This is a genomic window from Ruegeria sp. BG11 (assembly GCF_056538565.1).
In genome coordinates, this window is sequence record NZ_JBQFTH010000001.1 from 610,636 (window position 1) to 626,342 (window position 15,707).

Consider the following 15,707-nt stretch of genomic DNA (forward strand, 5'->3'; position numbering starts at 1 on the left):
TGGCAGGGCTTGCCCCGCCCGCTCAAACGTGTATACGAGGCCATCCTTCGCAGGAGATATGAATCGCGCAGCCTCTCGTGGCAGGGTCGCGAAGGACCAGATGGCCCCGCCTTTGAAATGCGCCTTGATATAAACAGGAGTGCACATGCCACTGTATGAGCATGTAATGATCGCGCGTCAGGATCTGTCCAACGCGCAGGCAGAAAGCCTTGTCGAACATTTCGGCACCGTTCTGGCTGACAACGGCGGCAACGTCGTCGACAGCGAGTACTGGGGCGTCAAGACGATGGCTTACAAGATCAACAAGAACCGCAAAGGCCACTACGCCTTCTTGAAAACCGATGCCCCTTCGGGTGCGGTTCAGGAAATGGAACGCCTGATGCGCCTGCATGATGACGTTATGCGCGTTCTGACCATCAAGGTCGACGAGCATGCCGAGGGCCCCTCGGTCCAGATGCAGAAGCGCGATGAGCGCGAAGGCCGCCGCGAGCGCCGCTGATCAACGCCTGACGAAAGGACATAAACCATGGCCGCAAAACCATTTTTCCGCCGCCGCAAGGTCTGCCCGTTCTCGGGTGAGAACGCGCCGAAAATCGACTACAAAGACACCCGTCTGCTGCAGCGCTACATCTCTGAGCGTGGCAAGATCGTACCTTCGCGCATCACCGCCGTTTCGGCGAAAAAGCAGCGTGAACTGGCTCGTGCTATCAAGCGCGCCCGCTTCCTCGCCCTGCTGCCCTACGCTGTGAAGTAAGGAGAGACTGACATGCAAGTTATCCTTCTGGAACGCGTTGCGAAACTGGGTCAAATGGGCGACGTCGTTGACGTTAAGCCCGGCTACGCCCGCAACTTCCTGCTGCCCCAAGGCAAAGCCCTGAGCGCATCGAACGCCAACATCGCGTCGTTCGAAGCCCAGAAAGCGCAGCTGGAAGCGCGCAACCTGGAAACCAAGAAAGAAGCTGAAGCGCTGGCTGAAAAGCTGGACGGTCAGCAGTTCATCGTGATTCGCTCGGCATCCGATGCTGGTGCTCTGTACGGTTCGGTCACGCCTCGTGACGCCGCAGACGCTGCGACCGAAGCAGGCTTCACCGTCGACAAGAAACAGGTCGTTCTGGTCGCTCCGATCAAAGAACTGGGCCTGCACGCGGTTGCAGTTCGCCTGCACCCCGAGGTTGAAGTCGAGATCAAGATGAACGTTGCTCGTTCGGAAGAAGAAGCCGAACTGCAGGCATCGGGCAAATCGATTCAGGAACTGGCTGCTGAAGAAGAAGCCGCTGCTGAATTCGAAATCGCCGAACTGTTTGACGACATCGGTTCGGCCGCGTCGGAAGACGAAGATCTGGCGCCCGAGGCCGCTCAGGCGGACGAAGACGAAGCCAAAGCCTGATCTGGCTGACGCAACAAGATTGAAAAGGGCTGCGCCAATCGCGCGGCCCTTTTTCGTATCGGAACGAGCAAAATTCAGCCAAATTTTAAAGCTAAGGTTGCGACAAGACCCGTGATCCATATGATCGCCGCCTGAAGTTCGGAGTAGTTTGATGGCCCTATTCTCACGTCGCAGCATCATTGCATTCCTTGCCCTGTCTGCCCTCGCCGCGTGCAGCGGTGCCGAGGTTTCACGCGGCGACCCCGATCCCTTCGATCCGCCGCTCTACCCCAACGAAACGCCCGAGCTGAGGGCATCGATCAACAAATGGGCCGATCACTACGAACTCCCCCGAGAGCTGGTCCACAAACTTGCGATACGCGAAAGCACGCACAGGCCATGGGCTGTAAACCGGCCGTATTACGGGCTTTTGCAGATCCTTCCCGCTACCGCACGTTCGATGGGATACAAGGGAAATGCCCAAGGTTTGCTGGATGCAGACACAAATCTTGAATATGCAGGCAAGTACCTACGCGGTGCTTGGATGCTGGCGGACGGAGATCAACAACGCGCAATTTTCCTTTACGCCAAAGGGTTTTACCCCGAAGCAAAGGCGCGCGGCATGCTTGTCGAAACAGGGCTACGACCCGCGCCCTAGGCCCTGTGCGCTGTTAGCAGTTTGGGCAAAATAGTGACAAAAATGCTCTATAGCCTGAAACAACACGCCAAAAGCTTAGACATTTCCTGCATTGACTTGTCATGTTTTGAATTATGTGATGTCCTGATTGCCGTGAGGTAAGTTGGGTTCCACTCTAGGTAAATTGCAAGTCCGGCCACACCACCGGACTTCAAGACAAGCCGCAGGTCGTAGGCGAAAGATGGAGATCGTTGATCTGAGCACTCTGCCGGACTCAGAAACTCGTTACACCGAGTTTCTTAAGCAGGTGTGCGAAAAACACGATATGGATCACGCCGCCTACGCTGGGATGAACCCCGCTGCGGGCAAAGTTGCTGGCTTTGTGACCTATGATGATGCCTGGAACGAGCATTACCAGAAACAGGGTCTGGTCATGATTGACCCGACACTTCACATGGCAAAACGCAGCATCGCCCCCGTTGATTGGAGCCGCTTGGAACGCAGCCCCGACTTCCAACGCGTATTCCGCGATGCACATGATTTTGGCTTGTCCAATCAAGGCGTTACGATACCGGTTCGCGGCCCTTACGGGGATATCGGGTTCCTGAGCGCGACGCGGGATTGCTCCAAGGAAGAATGGCGTAAGCTGTATACCCATGTGATCAGCGATCTGCAGTCCATGGCCGTGCATATCCATGACAACGTGGTGACCTCGGATGAGCTGACAGGTGCGCTTTATCACCCGAACCTCTCGACCCGCGAGGCCGAGATCCTGCAATGGGTCGCGGCAGGGAAATCTCAGCAGGATATCGGCGACATTCTGTCGATCTCGCACCGCACGGTTGAGGTTCATCTGCGCTCCAGCCGCGAAAAACTCAGCGCTTTGACGACGCCTCAGGCCGTTGGGCGGGCGATCGCGATTGGGCTTATCACCCCGGGATAAACACAAAAATCACACAATTCGGTCAAAATACGGGAAACCCCCAATAGAAATCTCCCTTCAAACGAGTAACGATCGGTTTACCGAACAACCACTCGAAGGGGGAAACCATGATCATCGTAGTAGATGGGCTGAACAGACACCAATTCAGCGACGTCCTTGACGAAATGTTTGAACTGCGCGCGCGCGTTTTCGGCGAGCGCTTGGGCTGGGACGTCAAAATCGAAGACGGCAAAGAAATCGATGAATTCGATCATCTTGATCCTGCATACGTAATCGGACTCGACGACGGGGGGAATGTCGTCGCAGCCGTGCGTGCCCTGCAGACCACCGGACCGCACATGTTGTCGGACGTATTCTCGGCCATCCTTGACGGCGAACCTCCGATCCGCAGCGCGACAATGTGGGAATCCACCCGCTTCTGCGTCGACACCCAACGGCTGAATCGCGGCAAAGATAAGAACTCGGTATCTTACGCAACCTGTGAGCTGATGATCGGTTCGCTGGAATATGCGAAGAACGCCGGTATTCAGGACATCATCACTGTGATTGACCCAATCATGGATCGGGTGCTGAAACGGTCGAACTGTGCGCCCTATGACTATGTGGGTAAAACCGTGCCGATGGGCAAAGTCTCGGCCCTTGCCGCCCTTCTGGATTGCACCGATGAACGTATCGACGCCATTCGGGACTTTTCAGGCATCAAAACCGATGTCTTCCTGGAAGAAGACAAGGCGCTCGAGCTGTTCAACAGCAAGAAGCTGGTTGATCAGAACCCTGCAAATCGCGACCACAAACCGCTCACAGAGCTTGAGAAATACTTTGTGGAGCAGATGAACGCAGCGCGGACCGAGGCCGAACGGCAAGATGTTCTGAGGCTCATCGAGACGCTCTCCAACACCTTCACGCCAGAGCAGAAGACCGCTCTGCTACATACCCCCCGTGCTTTTGCTCATGAGGCCTGACCCCCTCACCTCATAGTACAAAGCCACCCTAGCGGAGTCGCCCTGATCAGGCGGCTCCGCTTCTATTTCGGCGCCCCGAAAGGGGCAGAAGAGGATTATTCCTCTTCCAGTGCCTCAACGGCTTTTTGCAGGTCGTCTTTGCTGACTTCTTTGTCAGAGACCTGAGCCAGTTCGAACACGTAGTCGACGACCTTGTCTTCGAAAATCGGCGCGCGCAGCTGCTGCTGCATCTGTGCGTTCTGCTGAACGAACTCAAAGAACTGACGCTCTTGTCCAGGGTACTGACGCGCCTGGTTCATGATCGCCTGAGTCATCTCGGCATCGGTGACTTCGACCTCGGCCTTCTGACCCAGCTCTGCCAGCAGCAGGCCCAGACGCACGCGGCGTTCGGCCAGTTTGTTGTGCTCATCCGAAGGCTCGATCTCGCCGTGGTCGTGACCTTCCACATCCGGGTTTTCCTCGTGGAACAGCTGGTGTGCGATTTGCTTGGCTTCGGCTTCAACCAGCGACGGAGGCAGGTCGAACGACACTTTGGTGTCCAGCGCGTCGAGCAGACCACGCTTCATGACAGCGCGCGCAGCACCGGCATATTCGGCTTCCAGACGCTCGGAAATCTGGCCCTTCAGGGCTTCCAGATCCTCGGCACCGAATTTGGTTGCCAGCTCGTCGTTGATCTCGGCTGCTACCGGCTCTTTCACTTCTTTGATGGTGCAGGTGAAGACAGCGTCTTTACCGGCCAGATGCTCGGCGCCGTATTCCTCGGGGAAGGTGACGTTGACGTCTTTTTCTTCCTCGGCTTTCACACCAACCAGTTGCTCTTCGAAACCGGGGATGAAGCTGTTGGAGCCCAGAACCAGCGGGTAGTCTTCGGCCGAGCCACCTTCGAATTCTTCGCCATCAACCTTGCCGACAAAGTCAAACACGATCTGGTCGCCGTCTTTGGCTTTCGAACCTTTGCGGCGCGCTTTGAAGTCCTGCGCGGTTTCGGCCAGGTTGTTCAGCGCTTCTTCAACGGCTGCGTCGTCCGCTTTGACAACCAGCTTTTCCAGCTCCACCGATTTCAGGTCGACCTCGGGGATTTCCGGCAGCGCCTCGTAGGACATCGCGACCTCGACATCGTCGCCTTCTTTCCAGTCCTCGTTGGTCATCTTGACCTCGGGCTGCAGCGCAGGGCGGTCGCCGCTGTCTTCAAAGTGCTTGTTCATCGCACCGTCGATGGTTTCCTGCATAGCTTCGCCCAGCAGACGCTGGCCAAACTGCTTTTTCAGCAGCGCCATCGGCACCTTGCCTTTGCGGAAACCCTTCATCTCGACTTCGGGCTGCGCTTCGGTCAGTTTCTCGTTGACCTTGTCGTCCAGCTCGGCTGCGGTCACAACGATGTTGTAGCCACGTTTCAGACCTTCGTTCAGCGTCTCGGTAACCTGCATTATGGTAGTCCCCATAGGATTCGGGGCGCGCAAAACGGCGCGCCGGGCAAATTTGACGCCTTCTATTTGCCCAGCCGCCCACGTGCAAGGGGGCAATGCCCGGATCACCCCGGTTTTACCATCTTCACCAGCAAAAAAACGCCCCAGCGTGAACCGGAGCGTTTTGTGAAACATCTATCGCTGATCAGAACTGCCAGCGCGCACCCAAGACCCAGGCTTCGTTCTTGTCGAACGAAGTCCCATCTTCGAAATCGTGGTTGCGGTATTTCAGGTAGGCATCCGTGTTGATCGAGTCGATCCGCTGCACGACAGCGATACCCCATGCTTTGGTGTCCGACCCGTCATTGTTGAAGTCTGAGCCATCGTAGTAGTCGATGCCCACACCGGTTTTACCCCAGGCCACCCATTCGCCCTCGTATGCTATTTTTGCGTACCAGAAGCTTGGGTCCGATGCGCCACTTGCGGTGTCGTCCCGCGACCCTGCAGCAGCGGTAAAGCTAAACCCGCTGGGCAGCAGAACCGAGGCAGATCCTATGGTATCCTTGCGCTCACCCGATACATTGTCGAAATCTCGCACGGCATAGGCCACGCTGGCAGCAAACTCGACGCCACCGGCAAAGGTGTTGTTGTACGCGATCGCAAAGTCGTAATACGTGTCATCGTCGCTGCTGGAGAGCGCGTTTTCACCATAGGCGACAGCTGCACTGAACCCGTTGAAGTCAGGCGTATCGTAGCGCACGCGCGTCCGGCGGCCACCGTCAAAGTTGCTGCTGGAGTCACCTACCGTGATGTCGCTGAGTACCCCATCGGTTCCGCGATAGAAGAAGCCCGAGTTTTCATCGTTGGTGAACGAATAGAGCGCCGTTCCAACATAAGACAGGTCCGTCTCAGCCGCTCCGTCCGAAGCCATGCTGCCCTGCCCCGCTGAGAACTTGCCGTAACCGCCCTTCAGCGCAAAATCCACGTGACGGATATCTTCCCGCGTCCAACCGCTGAAATCCGTGCCCAGCTGGTTCCATTCGCTCGAGTTTGGCAGCCCTAGTCCGGTTTCGAGCCGAAACGTAAATTCGTTGCTGCCGTAGGGCTGCATAAGGCGCAAGCCGACACGGCTGTTGGACAGGTCGTTGTCCAGCAAACGTGTCTCGGTGTCTTGTCCGTCGTCAACTGAGATCAGCGCGGGGTTGAACTGCCCGTAGAGCTCTACATATCCGCCGCTATTGTTTTCGTATTTTAGCTCAGCTGCAGCTGGAATGGCCGTGGTCGCCGCGAAAAGCGCGGCAGCAGACGAGGTTTTCAGGTTAAGGGTCATGTCACTCACCTTTAAAGGGTTTGTTATTTGGTCTTGCTCACATGTTAACCACACCGAGCCGTTCCAATGGCGCGCGCCCTACGCCGAAAGAAGGTGACGAATCCGCAATAGAACATCTTGGTGCAATCAAGATAAGTTGTTTTAATTCAATCATCTAACTGCCTTCTCGCAAAAACAACGGGCTGCCCCCAAGAAAAATCCAACAGCTTCTCATGAGCGCAGCAAATAGCCGCTACGCGCACAGGGAAATTCCTGTAACGAACGCGCGATCAGATGTGATTTTCGCATCCCGGTCGCGCAAGACGCACTTACATATTCATACACTTAAAAACATCAGGCAAGACCTCAGGCAGATCTTCAGCGATTAATCCGGGACCGAAGTGGCGCGCGCATTCCACATGAAGCCACGCCGCCGTCTCCGCCGCGCCCATCGCGTCGAACCCCCGAGCCAATAATCCGGTGATGAAACCGGCTAACACATCCCCGGACCCAGCCGTCGCCAGCCAAGGTGTCGCGCGCTCATACTGCGCCGAATGAACCGAACACCGCCCGTCCGGGGCGGCGATCACTGTATCTGGCCCTTTGAACAGCACCACACAGCCCGCACGCTTTGCAGCCTCACGCGTTGCATCCACCTTAGAAAAGGCGGGACCACGGGTCGGTGGGGCGGAGAGCTTCTCGGCAATATAAGGAAACAGCCGCGCAAATTCGCCGCCGTGAGGCGTCAGAACACACGCCTCATGTAGCTGAGCGAACAAGGCCGAGGGGTCTTCGGCAAATGCCGTCAGCGCGTCCGCGTCCAACACCGTTGCGCGCTGCGCCGCGAGGGCAACGGGTACCAGATCCGCCGCCCGCACAACGCCCAGTCCGGGGCCAAGACACAAAGCGTTCAATCGATGATCCGCCAGAATGTCACGCAGATCATCTCCTCCTTCGACCCGCTTCATCATAAGGGTCGTGATCTGAGAGGCCACTTCCATCTGCGCCGAGGGCGGCACACCCAATGTCACCAACCCTGCCCCAATCCGTAACGCCCCCCGCCCCGAAAGTCGCGCAGCTCCGGTTTTTCCTAACCCACCCGTCAAAATCAAAGCATGCCCATGCGCGTATTTGTGGCCTGGCGCTCCCTTCCCTAACTCCTCGCCAGACGGCTGCTGAACCGCCGTCACCACCTCGGGCGCGCTCGGCTCACCCTTAAGCCCGATATCCTTGACGACCAGCTTCCCGCAATAGGACGCCCCATCCTCCAGCACATGCCCAAGTTTGCGCGAATGAAACGTGACCGTCAGGGCCGAGCGGGCACAGCGCCGGCCATGTGCCGGAAACGCACCCCCCAAAACCTTTCCTGAGTCTGAACAAAGCCCCGAGGGTAGATCAATCGCAACCGTCCGCGGCGGCACGATACCTGTACCGCGCCCCTGCCGCAGCAAAGCCCAGGCATCTGCTGCATCATAATGCGCCCAAAGGAGCTCCCAAAGCGCAGGATCATCGATTGGCCGCGCCAACCCTGTCCCAAACAGCGCATCAATCGACGCATCCGGGTGGCGCAAATCCTCGCCCCCCAAATCCGCCGCCGCGCGTGTTGGTCCACCCCACCGCTCATAATTCGTCCGCGCGTCCTTAGGCAGTTTTGACGGGTCACCAAACAAGACCACCTCAACCGCCCACCCAAGCTGTCGAAGCAACCGCGCCACAACAAACCCGTCGCCCCCATTGTTCCCGGGTCCGCACAGCACCATGGCGCGCAAAGGATCCCCTTCATCTGGCCTTAAATATTCCGGGGAGCTCGAGGGGCTGGTCCCTCGATCCCTCAGCTCTGGCCATTCCTCGAAGATCGCATCCACAACGCCCTGACCAGCGCGCTCCATCAGCTCCAGCCCGGTCACCTCGCCCGAGTCGATAGCCGCCCGTTCCAGCGCACCCATCTGCGCAGCCGTCAGCAAATCAACCATCTCAAATCCTCATGCGATTCAATTTCGACTACTTTTTGTGCAAACTGATCAAAATTTAACCAGACGCCTTTTTTCAATGCACCAGATCACGCCGAAGCGCGCAATCGGATTGCTGCATCCCTTTAGACGTGATCACTGCACCTCAGACAACCATGCAAGGTGAGCCGGAATGAAAAAGATCGAAGCGATCATCAAGCCGTTCAAACTGGACGAAGTGAAAGAGGCACTGCAGGACGTTGGTGTCCAGGGTCTCAGCGTGATCGAAGTCAAAGGCTTTGGCCGCCAGAAAGGTCACACCGAGCTGTATCGCGGCGCGGAATATGTCGTCGACTTTCTGCCAAAAGTAAAAGTTGAGGTCGTATTAGACGATGATCAGGTTGACGCCGCGATCGAAGCCATCGTCTCGGCCGCGAAAACCGACAAGATCGGTGACGGCAAGATCTTTGTCTCGCCTGTCGAGCAAGCCATTCGCATCCGTACCGGCGAGACCGGTTCGGAAGCCCTTTAACACACCCATCTTCAACTCAGAGGAATCAAGAGAATGAGCAAGGACGCAGTTCTTCAGCTGATCAAGGAAGAAGGCGCAGAGTACGTCGACATCCGGTTCACCGACCCGCGCGGCAAGCTTCAGCACGTGACCATCATGGCCGACCAGGTAGATGAAGACTTCCTGGAAGAAGGCTTCATGTTCGACGGTTCGTCCATTGCGGGCTGGAAGTCGATCGAAGCGTCGGACATGAAACTGATGCCCGACACCGAAAGCGCCTATGTCGACCCGTTCTATGCAGAAAAGACCATCTGCTTGCACTGCTCGATTGTTGAGCCCGACACCGGCGAAGCCTATGAGCGTGACCCGCGCGGCACCGCTCAGAAAGCTGAAGCTTACCTGAAATCCTCGGGCATCGGTGATGTAGCCTACATGGGCCCAGAGGCCGAATTCTTCCTGTTCGACGACGTCCGTTTCTCGAACAGTATCAATAAGGTATCCTACGAAGTTGATGCAACCGACGCGTCGTGGAACACCGACACAGAGTACGAGATGGGCAATATGGGCCATCGTCCGGGCGTCAAGGGCGGCTACTTCCCCGTGAACCCAGTTGACGAAGCACAAGACCTGCGTTCGGAAATGCTGTCGACTATGAAGCGTCTGGGCATGAAAGTGGACAAGCACCACCACGAGGTTGCGTCCTGTCAGCACGAGCTGGGCCTGATCTTTGACAGCCTGACCAAGCAAGCTGACGAGTTGCAGAAGTACAAATACGTCATCCACAACGTTGCACATGCCTACGGCAAATCGGCCACCTTCATGCCGAAGCCTATCGCAGGTGACAACGGCACCGGCATGCACGTGAACATGTCGATCTGGAAAGACGGCAAGCCTCTGTTCGCTGGTGACAAATACGCCGACCTGTCGGACGAAGCACTGTACTTCATTGGCGGCGTTCTGAAGCACGCGAAGACTCTGAACGCCTTCACCAACCCGTCGACCAACAGCTACAAGCGCCTGATCCCGGGCTTCGAAGCACCTGTTCTGCGCGCCTACTCGGCCCGTAACCGTTCGGGTTGTGTCCGTATTCCGTGGACCGAAAGCCCGAAAGCCAAGCGCGTCGAGGCTCGCTTCCCTGACCCAGCTGCCAACCCCTATCTGGCGTTTGCTGCGCTGCTGATGGCTGGTCTGGACGGCATCAAGAACAAGATCGATCCGGGCGAAGCGATGGACAAGAACCTGTACGATCTGCCTGCCGAAGAACTAGCCGACATCCCGACCGTTTGCGGTTCGCTGCGTGAGGCTCTGGAAGCTCTGGCATCCGATCACGACTTCCTGCTGCAGGGCGACGTGTTCACCAAAGACCAGATCGACGGCTACATCGCACTGAAGATGGAAGAGGTCGAAACCTACGAGCACACACCGCACCCGGTAGAATACGGCATGTACTACAGCTGCTAAGCCGGTTGCAGACCTACCATTCCAAGGGCGTCCATTCGGGCGCCCTTGTCTCATATGGCGTGATCTTTCAAACTGGCCGTCAAAACAGGTTGGGAGAGAGCGCATGTCACCCGATGACCCGTTCGTGCAATTCACCGAATATGTGACTTCGGCTGAGCAGCTTGAAGGCATTACCGGTGCGCCATTGCCTCAGATCATCGCAAAGGAACTGTCGGCTCTGGATCAGATGTGCCGGGACTTCATCGACAGGTCCACCTTCTGCCTGATCGCATCAGCCAACCCGGACGGGTATCTCGATATCTCTCCGCGTGGCGACCCCGAAGGGTTCGTGCGTGTCATCTCGGACCAGATGCTCGCCATTCCAGACCGACCCGGCAACAAACGCGTCGACACTTTTCACAACGTTCTGAAGGACCCACGCGTCAGTGTGATCTTCTTCGTCCCCGGCAAGATGGAGACGCTGCGCCTTCGCGGTACGGCGCGTATCTGTGCCGATGAAACGCTTTTGGGGACCATGGCTATCAAAGGCAAAGCGCCCAAGCTGGCGCTGCTGGTCCATGTCGAAACCGCCTTTGCCCACTGCCCCAAATGCGTCATCCGCTCCAACCTCTGGCAGCCGGAGAACTGGCCTGACTCCTCAGACCTGCCGAATATGAACGCGATGATGGTCAAACACGCCAAGATCGATAAAACCCCCGATGAATGGTTCGAAGACCTCAAGCAAGCAGGCGAGTTGGACCTGTATTAAACCCTTTGCGAAGCAGGAACTGGCGTTTAGCCTTGATGCAGATTGTATGAGGACATTGACCTGATGTTGCGCATTCTAACCCTGACGCTCGCCCTATCTGCACCTACGCTTGGTCTCGCGGCCCCCTGTGGGAACACCAGTGCCGGGTTCGAGGCCTGGAAAGCCGATTTCGCCAAGCAGGCCAAGAAATCCGGGGTGAAGAAGAAGGGCCTGCAAGCCCTTGCACAGACGCAATATGCGACCGGAACCATTGCCGCGGATCGAAACCAGAAAAGCTTCAAATACTCGCTGGATAAATTCATGCGTGTGCGCGGGGCCGACACCATTGTTGCGCAGGGACGCAAACGGAAGGCCAGAAACCCGGAGTTCTACGCCGCGTTGGAACGTCAATATGGAGTTCCCGCCGGGGTTCTGATCGCCATCCACGGTATGGAAACCGGCTTTGGGGGTTTTATGGGCGACAGTCAGGTTGTGTCAGCAATAACCACTCTGGCCTATGATTGTCGCCGATCCGAGTTCTTTATTCCCCATGCAATTGGGGCACTGAAGCTGGTTGATCAGGGTAGTATCACCATGGCGACAAAGGGGGCAAAACATGGCGAGTTGGGCCACACCCAGTTTCTGCCCGGCAACGCGCTGACCTACGGTGTCGATGCCACTGGGGACCGGCGTGTGGACTTCTACAACATGACGGATGCGCTGGCCTCAACCGCCAATTTCCTGCGCAAGAAAGGCTGGAAACCCGGTCGCGGCTACCAGCCGGGGCAGCCAAATTTCAAGGTTATCCAACAGTGGAACGCCGCCTCGGTCTACCAGCAATCTATCGCGATAATGGCTGCCCGAATCGATGGATAGCCCGGCCGCGATCCCGCCGCGCGCCCCTCACAGTTCAGCCACAATATCGCCATAGTTGCACGGAAAAAGCCTCAATCGCTTGGTTTCCAAAGCGTAGTCAATCCATCTGAATTTCGATTTTTTTGTAATTTCGTCAAATTCTGCCCCACATCGCGCTTTAGAATGATGCCCGAGACGACTTGCGGCAAAGGAATGCGCAGTGACCAAAAAGCACAGCTATCATGGCGGCTTGCAGTTTGCAGGCGACACCGACGGCGCGGTCGAGCGTTTCGGAACAATTGTCGCTGCGACCTTAGAAGACTACGGCCACCTCGTTGAGCGCAAGGCCCTGCTAAGCAACACAGAGGCCAGCATCGTCTGCAGCCAGTATCTCGTTCGTTTGACGCTCGAGACCGAGGAGCTGCAGCCCGACGACCGGCATGAGCGCCTGGATCGTGCCGCCGGCCTGAAGACCTTGGTTAGGCCGTCTGCGTCGCGTCCTCGCAACCGTTTGGTTATCAATATCTCCCCAGTGTCCCCTTTGCTGGATGATTCCGAAATCTCGGAGTTGATGTTGGTGGTTATCCTGTATCGCATGGTCGACATCTGCTCATCCCAGCGGGTGGAATGGCTGTCGCCTCATACGGTTCTGACAGTCGAGCAGTTCATGAGCGCCTTTGACACGCTCGCACCGACCAAACCCAGAAATCGCAAACAGATCTTTCAGTCGGTCAGCGGACAGTTTGCAGGGTTGAACTATCCGGAACCCGAAGAGTCCGAGATTGCCAAACCTGCCCCCCGCCCCATCCAACTGACCGATGAGCAATTGCTGAGCATCGCCTTTCGCACTGAAGATGACCCGGTGGCGCAGGCAACGCCTGATCCGCAAGAGGACACGTCCGACCGCCCCAGCGACGCCCTGCGTCTGAGCAGCTGGTGCCTGACGGGTGTCGTCGCCAGCATGTCTGCTCCGATCGCTGTGTCGATGGCCGCGGTCAACCTGATCCGGGGCGAGGATTTCCGCCTGAACACTCAGGTTCTGGTCTTTACCTTTGCCATCGTGGCGCTGAACGCCAGCAACGCCTTTGCCGATGTCGCCACCGCGCTCGGCATGTAACCCAACTACCGAAGACCCTCCTTGGAGGCCCCGCCGTCAGGCGGGGTTTTCCATTTCTGGCATCTGGTTTGCGGCCAAAACATAGGTATGGATCGAAAACACCACTGCGCGCGTTTCCGGCAGGCGCAGAAGGGTCTGACGTTCGCTACGCAAATATGGGGCGCGACCATGATCGCGGATTTCACGCCGATCGCTGGCGCTACGGGGCTGGTGCAGCTCGGGGTCGTCGTACCATAGGGCATTGAACCGCCAGAGTGGTCGCCCCGGTTGTATCCCGTCAAACAGACGCTGCACGCGACGAGCGATATTGTCATCATAGCTGTCCACGGGCACATGAATTCCAACCAACGGCCGCATGAACTTTTCACGCAAGAGCCAACTGGCCGGAAAGCACAGGATCGCACCGGTCAGAACATGCTCATCCCCGTGTTTCTGGAGGATGCAGAAATCCTCTTGCACCAGATTGCACAGCGTATCCAACGGGTTTGCAAAATCAATCGGCACACGCACGCCATCCGGGCGCAATGCGCAGTCAGTCGCCTCTGGGTAGGTTTGACGTAGAACAAGCTGTATCAACTCCTGCGCGGCTGGCTCCGCCTCGGGGGACAGGGTCAGAACATCGTCCCGCCGGTTTTTCAACAGGGCGGCACGGTGCGCCATCTGCGCAGCGAATGCATCGTCCTGGTGCAACCATTCCGACATATCGGTGGGCTGAATGCCTGGCAAGGCACGGGTTTGGCTAGGATCGTATGGGATACTGGACTGTAAAATGGCAACCATGCCATCCGCTTATCATTGGCCTGACCGACTGTCGGCAAAAAAGCGACCAAGAATCCGTCGTATTCTTCTGGGACACCCCAGACCGAAGTTTGATACCTCTCGGGTGAACCAGCAGAGGCCAGTCATGAACCAGCATTACCGCGACACGCGTAAAATTGACCCGACCCGAGGCGCAACGCTCGGCGATGGTACGCCGAATGACAATGACCGAATCGAAATCGGGCCCACCCAGCTTGCCTTTGAGGAATGGGCCGCGACCGGGCTGGCCCTGCCCAACCTGGAGCGTATGCGTGAGCATCGCTGGAAGCGTCTGACCCAAGCCATTGTGGATCGTGGATATGGCGGGTTGCTGATTTTTGACCCGCTCAATATCCGCTATGCAACCGACAGTACGAACATGCAGCTGTGGAACACCCACAACCCATTCCGGGCCGTTTTGCTTTGCGCTGACGGGTATATGGTGATCTGGGACTACAAGAACTCACCCTTCCTGTCCGAATTCAACCCGCTTGTGCGCGAGCAGCGCTCGGGAGCGGACCTGTTCTATTTCGACCGAGGCGACAAGGTGGATGTCGCAGCCGATGTGTTCTCGAACGAGGTGCGGATCCTGATCGAGGAACATAGCGGCGGCAACAAGCGTCTGGCCGTAGACAAGATTATGCTGCACGGTCTGCGCGCACTTGAGGCGCAGGGTTTCGCGGTAATGGAAGGCGAAGAGCTAACCGAGAAGACCCGCGCCATCAAAGGCCCGGATGAGATTCTGGCCATGCGCTGCGCCAGCCACGCCTGTGAAACAGCCGTGGCCGAGATGGAGAAATTCGCCCGCGCAAATGTTGGGGATGGCAAGACTTCGGAAGATGACATCTGGGCGGTTTTACACGCCGAGAACATCCGTCGCGGCGGCGAGTGGATTGAAACCCGCCTGCTGGCTTCGGGTCAGCGCACCAACCCGTGGTTCCAGGAATGTGGTCCGCGTATCACACAACAGAACGAGATCATCGCCTTCGATACCGATCTGGTCGGTTCATACGGGATCTGCATAGATATCTCACGCACATGGTGGATCGGTGACCAGAAGCCGCGCCCGGACATGGTCTACGCCATGCAGCACGCGCATGAGCATATCATGACCAACATGGAGATGCTGAAACCCGGCGTCATGATCCCTGAGCTTACCGCCAATGCGCACAAGCTGGATGACAAATTCCAGGCCCAGAAATACGGCTGCCTGATGCATGGCGTCGGTCTGTGCGATGAATGGCCTCTGGTCGCTTACCCGGACAAAGCGGTCGCGGGCGCCTATGACTACGCGCTCGAACCTGGCATGGTCCTGTGCGTCGAGGCCGCTGTTGGTGAGGTCGGCGGGGACTTTTCGATCAAGCTAGAGGATCAGGTTCTGATCACCGAAGACGGCTATGAGAACCTGACCAAATACCCGTTTGATGCCCGCTTGATGGGGCTGTAGTAAGCACTCAGTCCGGCCAGGTCGAGCGCCGGACATTCCCGTGCCAATCCTCGGATGGAAGGGCGGCTTCGACAATGGTCGGGGTCGTCCTTTCCCAATTCTGGCCCAGTGAAAAGCCCAATACAGCGCTGAGCGCGATGAGGATCAGCAGATCAGCGCGGAGGTTATGCTGGCGTGGGGCGCATGCTGTATGTGTCATCTCGGTCTCCTTGTCTTGCT

General features: G+C 57.2%; 17 protein-coding genes. 12 read left to right on the forward strand and 5 right to left on the reverse strand.

From position 1 onward, the window contains the following. The first annotated feature begins 145 nt into the window (after positions 1–145). The 6 genes from rpsF to ACR0JF_RS03055 all read left to right on the forward strand — a co-directional run bounded on the left by rpsF (position 146) and on the right by ACR0JF_RS03055 (position 3,908). Positions 146–499: a 30S ribosomal protein S6 gene (rpsF, locus tag ACR0JF_RS03030; protein WP_170660170.1), complete on the forward strand. Its 354-nt coding sequence runs from the start codon at positions 146–148 to the stop codon at positions 497–499. A gap of 27 nt (positions 500–526) precedes the next feature. Next, positions 527–754, forward strand: a complete 228-nt coding sequence (gene rpsR / locus ACR0JF_RS03035) for a 30S ribosomal protein S18 (RefSeq protein WP_005608650.1) — start codon at positions 527–529, stop codon at positions 752–754. Between the two features lie 12 nt (positions 755–766). Further along, complete coding sequence (rplI, locus tag ACR0JF_RS03040; RefSeq protein WP_170660171.1) at positions 767–1,387, forward strand: 50S ribosomal protein L9; 621 nt, start codon at positions 767–769, stop codon at positions 1,385–1,387. Between the two features lie 151 nt (positions 1,388–1,538). Continuing rightward, positions 1,539–2,024 carry a lytic transglycosylase domain-containing protein gene (locus ACR0JF_RS03045; protein WP_170660172.1) on the forward strand — a complete coding sequence of 162 codons (486 nt, stop codon included), beginning with the start codon at positions 1,539–1,541 and terminating at the stop codon, positions 2,022–2,024. A gap of 220 nt (positions 2,025–2,244) precedes the next feature. Beyond that, on the forward strand, positions 2,245–2,946 hold the full coding sequence (locus tag ACR0JF_RS03050; protein WP_170374044.1) for an autoinducer binding domain-containing protein: 702 nt from the start codon (positions 2,245–2,247) through the stop codon (positions 2,944–2,946). 107 nt (positions 2,947–3,053) lie between these two features. After that, a complete protein-coding gene (locus ACR0JF_RS03055; RefSeq protein ID WP_170660173.1) occupies positions 3,054–3,908 on the forward strand; it encodes an acyl-homoserine-lactone synthase in 855 nt (284 codons plus the stop codon). A 95-nt stretch (positions 3,909–4,003) separates the two neighbouring features. Here the strand turns inward: ACR0JF_RS03055 and tig are convergent, their stop codons facing one another. The 3 genes from tig to ACR0JF_RS03070 all read right to left on the reverse strand — a co-directional run bounded on the left by tig (position 4,004) and on the right by ACR0JF_RS03070 (position 8,596). Continuing rightward, positions 4,004–5,335, reverse strand: coding sequence for a trigger factor (tig, locus tag ACR0JF_RS03060; RefSeq protein WP_170660300.1), 1,332 nt, complete (start codon positions 5,333–5,335; stop codon positions 4,004–4,006). A gap of 184 nt (positions 5,336–5,519) precedes the next feature. Further along, positions 5,520–6,644, reverse strand: a complete 1,125-nt coding sequence (locus ACR0JF_RS03065) for a porin (protein ID WP_170660174.1) — start codon at positions 6,642–6,644, stop codon at positions 5,520–5,522. A gap of 308 nt (positions 6,645–6,952) precedes the next feature. Further along, positions 6,953–8,596 carry an NAD(P)H-hydrate dehydratase gene (locus ACR0JF_RS03070; protein WP_170660175.1) on the reverse strand — a complete coding sequence of 548 codons (1,644 nt, stop codon included), beginning with the start codon at positions 8,594–8,596 and terminating at the stop codon, positions 6,953–6,955. Positions 8,597–8,765: 169 nt separating this feature from the next. Here ACR0JF_RS03070 and ACR0JF_RS03075 point away from each other — a divergent pair, with 169 nt between their 5' ends. From ACR0JF_RS03075 to ACR0JF_RS03095, 5 genes are all read left to right on the forward strand, one after another. Beyond that, on the forward strand, positions 8,766–9,104 hold the full coding sequence (locus tag ACR0JF_RS03075) for a P-II family nitrogen regulator (RefSeq protein WP_170325301.1): 339 nt from the start codon (positions 8,766–8,768) through the stop codon (positions 9,102–9,104). 33 nt (positions 9,105–9,137) lie between these two features. Continuing rightward, complete coding sequence (glnA, locus tag ACR0JF_RS03080) at positions 9,138–10,544, forward strand: type I glutamate--ammonia ligase (RefSeq protein WP_170374049.1); 1,407 nt, start codon at positions 9,138–9,140, stop codon at positions 10,542–10,544. Between the two features lie 103 nt (positions 10,545–10,647). Continuing rightward, positions 10,648–11,292 carry an MSMEG_1061 family FMN-dependent PPOX-type flavoprotein gene (locus ACR0JF_RS03085; RefSeq protein WP_170660176.1) on the forward strand — a complete coding sequence of 215 codons (645 nt, stop codon included), beginning with the start codon at positions 10,648–10,650 and terminating at the stop codon, positions 11,290–11,292. Between the two features lie 63 nt (positions 11,293–11,355). Beyond that, entirely contained in the window at positions 11,356–12,147 is a 792-nt protein-coding gene (locus tag ACR0JF_RS03090; protein ID WP_170553052.1) for a lytic murein transglycosylase, read from the forward strand. A gap of 199 nt (positions 12,148–12,346) precedes the next feature. After that, a complete protein-coding gene (locus ACR0JF_RS03095; RefSeq protein WP_170747494.1) occupies positions 12,347–13,243 on the forward strand; it encodes a hypothetical protein in 897 nt (298 codons plus the stop codon). A 36-nt stretch (positions 13,244–13,279) separates the two neighbouring features. Here ACR0JF_RS03095 and ACR0JF_RS03100 read toward each other — a convergent pair whose 3' ends face one another. Continuing rightward, a complete protein-coding gene (locus ACR0JF_RS03100) occupies positions 13,280–14,023 on the reverse strand; it encodes a heme-dependent oxidative N-demethylase family protein (protein ID WP_170660178.1) in 744 nt (247 codons plus the stop codon). 124 nt (positions 14,024–14,147) lie between these two features. Here ACR0JF_RS03100 and dddP point away from each other — a divergent pair, with 124 nt between their 5' ends. Continuing rightward, a complete protein-coding gene (gene dddP, locus ACR0JF_RS03105) occupies positions 14,148–15,488 on the forward strand; it encodes a dimethylsulfonioproprionate lyase DddP (protein ID WP_170660179.1) in 1,341 nt (446 codons plus the stop codon). 7 nt (positions 15,489–15,495) lie between these two features. Here the strand turns inward: dddP and ACR0JF_RS03110 are convergent, their stop codons facing one another. Further along, the gene (locus ACR0JF_RS03110) at positions 15,496–15,687 is read right to left on the reverse strand and encodes a hypothetical protein (protein ID WP_170466089.1); all 192 of its coding nucleotides are present in this window, start codon (positions 15,685–15,687) and stop codon (positions 15,496–15,498) included. Positions 15,688–15,707: the final 20 nt, after the last annotated feature.

Coding starts and splice junctions, on each gene's coding strand:
- rpsF (WP_170660170.1), top strand. CDS start 146: ATGCCACTGTATGAGCATGTAATGATCGCGCGTCAGGATCTGTCCAAC.
- rpsR (WP_005608650.1), top strand. CDS start 527: ATGGCCGCAAAACCATTTTTCCGCCGCCGCAAGGTCTGCCCGTTCTCG.
- rplI (WP_170660171.1), top strand. CDS start 767: ATGCAAGTTATCCTTCTGGAACGCGTTGCGAAACTGGGTCAAATGGGC.
- ACR0JF_RS03045 (WP_170660172.1), top strand. CDS start 1,539: ATGGCCCTATTCTCACGTCGCAGCATCATTGCATTCCTTGCCCTGTCT.
- ACR0JF_RS03050 (WP_170374044.1), top strand. CDS start 2,245: ATGGAGATCGTTGATCTGAGCACTCTGCCGGACTCAGAAACTCGTTAC.
- ACR0JF_RS03055 (WP_170660173.1), top strand. CDS start 3,054: ATGATCATCGTAGTAGATGGGCTGAACAGACACCAATTCAGCGACGTC.
- tig (WP_170660300.1), bottom strand. CDS start 5,335: ATGCAGGTTACCGAGACGCTGAACGAAGGTCTGAAACGTGGCTACAAC.
- ACR0JF_RS03065 (WP_170660174.1), bottom strand. CDS start 6,644: ATGACCCTTAACCTGAAAACCTCGTCTGCTGCCGCGCTTTTCGCGGCG.
- ACR0JF_RS03070 (WP_170660175.1), bottom strand. CDS start 8,596: ATGGTTGATTTGCTGACGGCTGCGCAGATGGGTGCGCTGGAACGGGCG.
- ACR0JF_RS03075 (WP_170325301.1), top strand. CDS start 8,766: ATGAAAAAGATCGAAGCGATCATCAAGCCGTTCAAACTGGACGAAGTG.
- glnA (WP_170374049.1), top strand. CDS start 9,138: ATGAGCAAGGACGCAGTTCTTCAGCTGATCAAGGAAGAAGGCGCAGAG.
- ACR0JF_RS03085 (WP_170660176.1), top strand. CDS start 10,648: ATGTCACCCGATGACCCGTTCGTGCAATTCACCGAATATGTGACTTCG.
- ACR0JF_RS03090 (WP_170553052.1), top strand. CDS start 11,356: ATGTTGCGCATTCTAACCCTGACGCTCGCCCTATCTGCACCTACGCTT.
- ACR0JF_RS03100 (WP_170660178.1), bottom strand. CDS start 14,023: ATGGTTGCCATTTTACAGTCCAGTATCCCATACGATCCTAGCCAAACC.
- dddP (WP_170660179.1), top strand. CDS start 14,148: ATGAACCAGCATTACCGCGACACGCGTAAAATTGACCCGACCCGAGGC.
- ACR0JF_RS03110 (WP_170466089.1), bottom strand. CDS start 15,687: ATGACACATACAGCATGCGCCCCACGCCAGCATAACCTCCGCGCTGAT.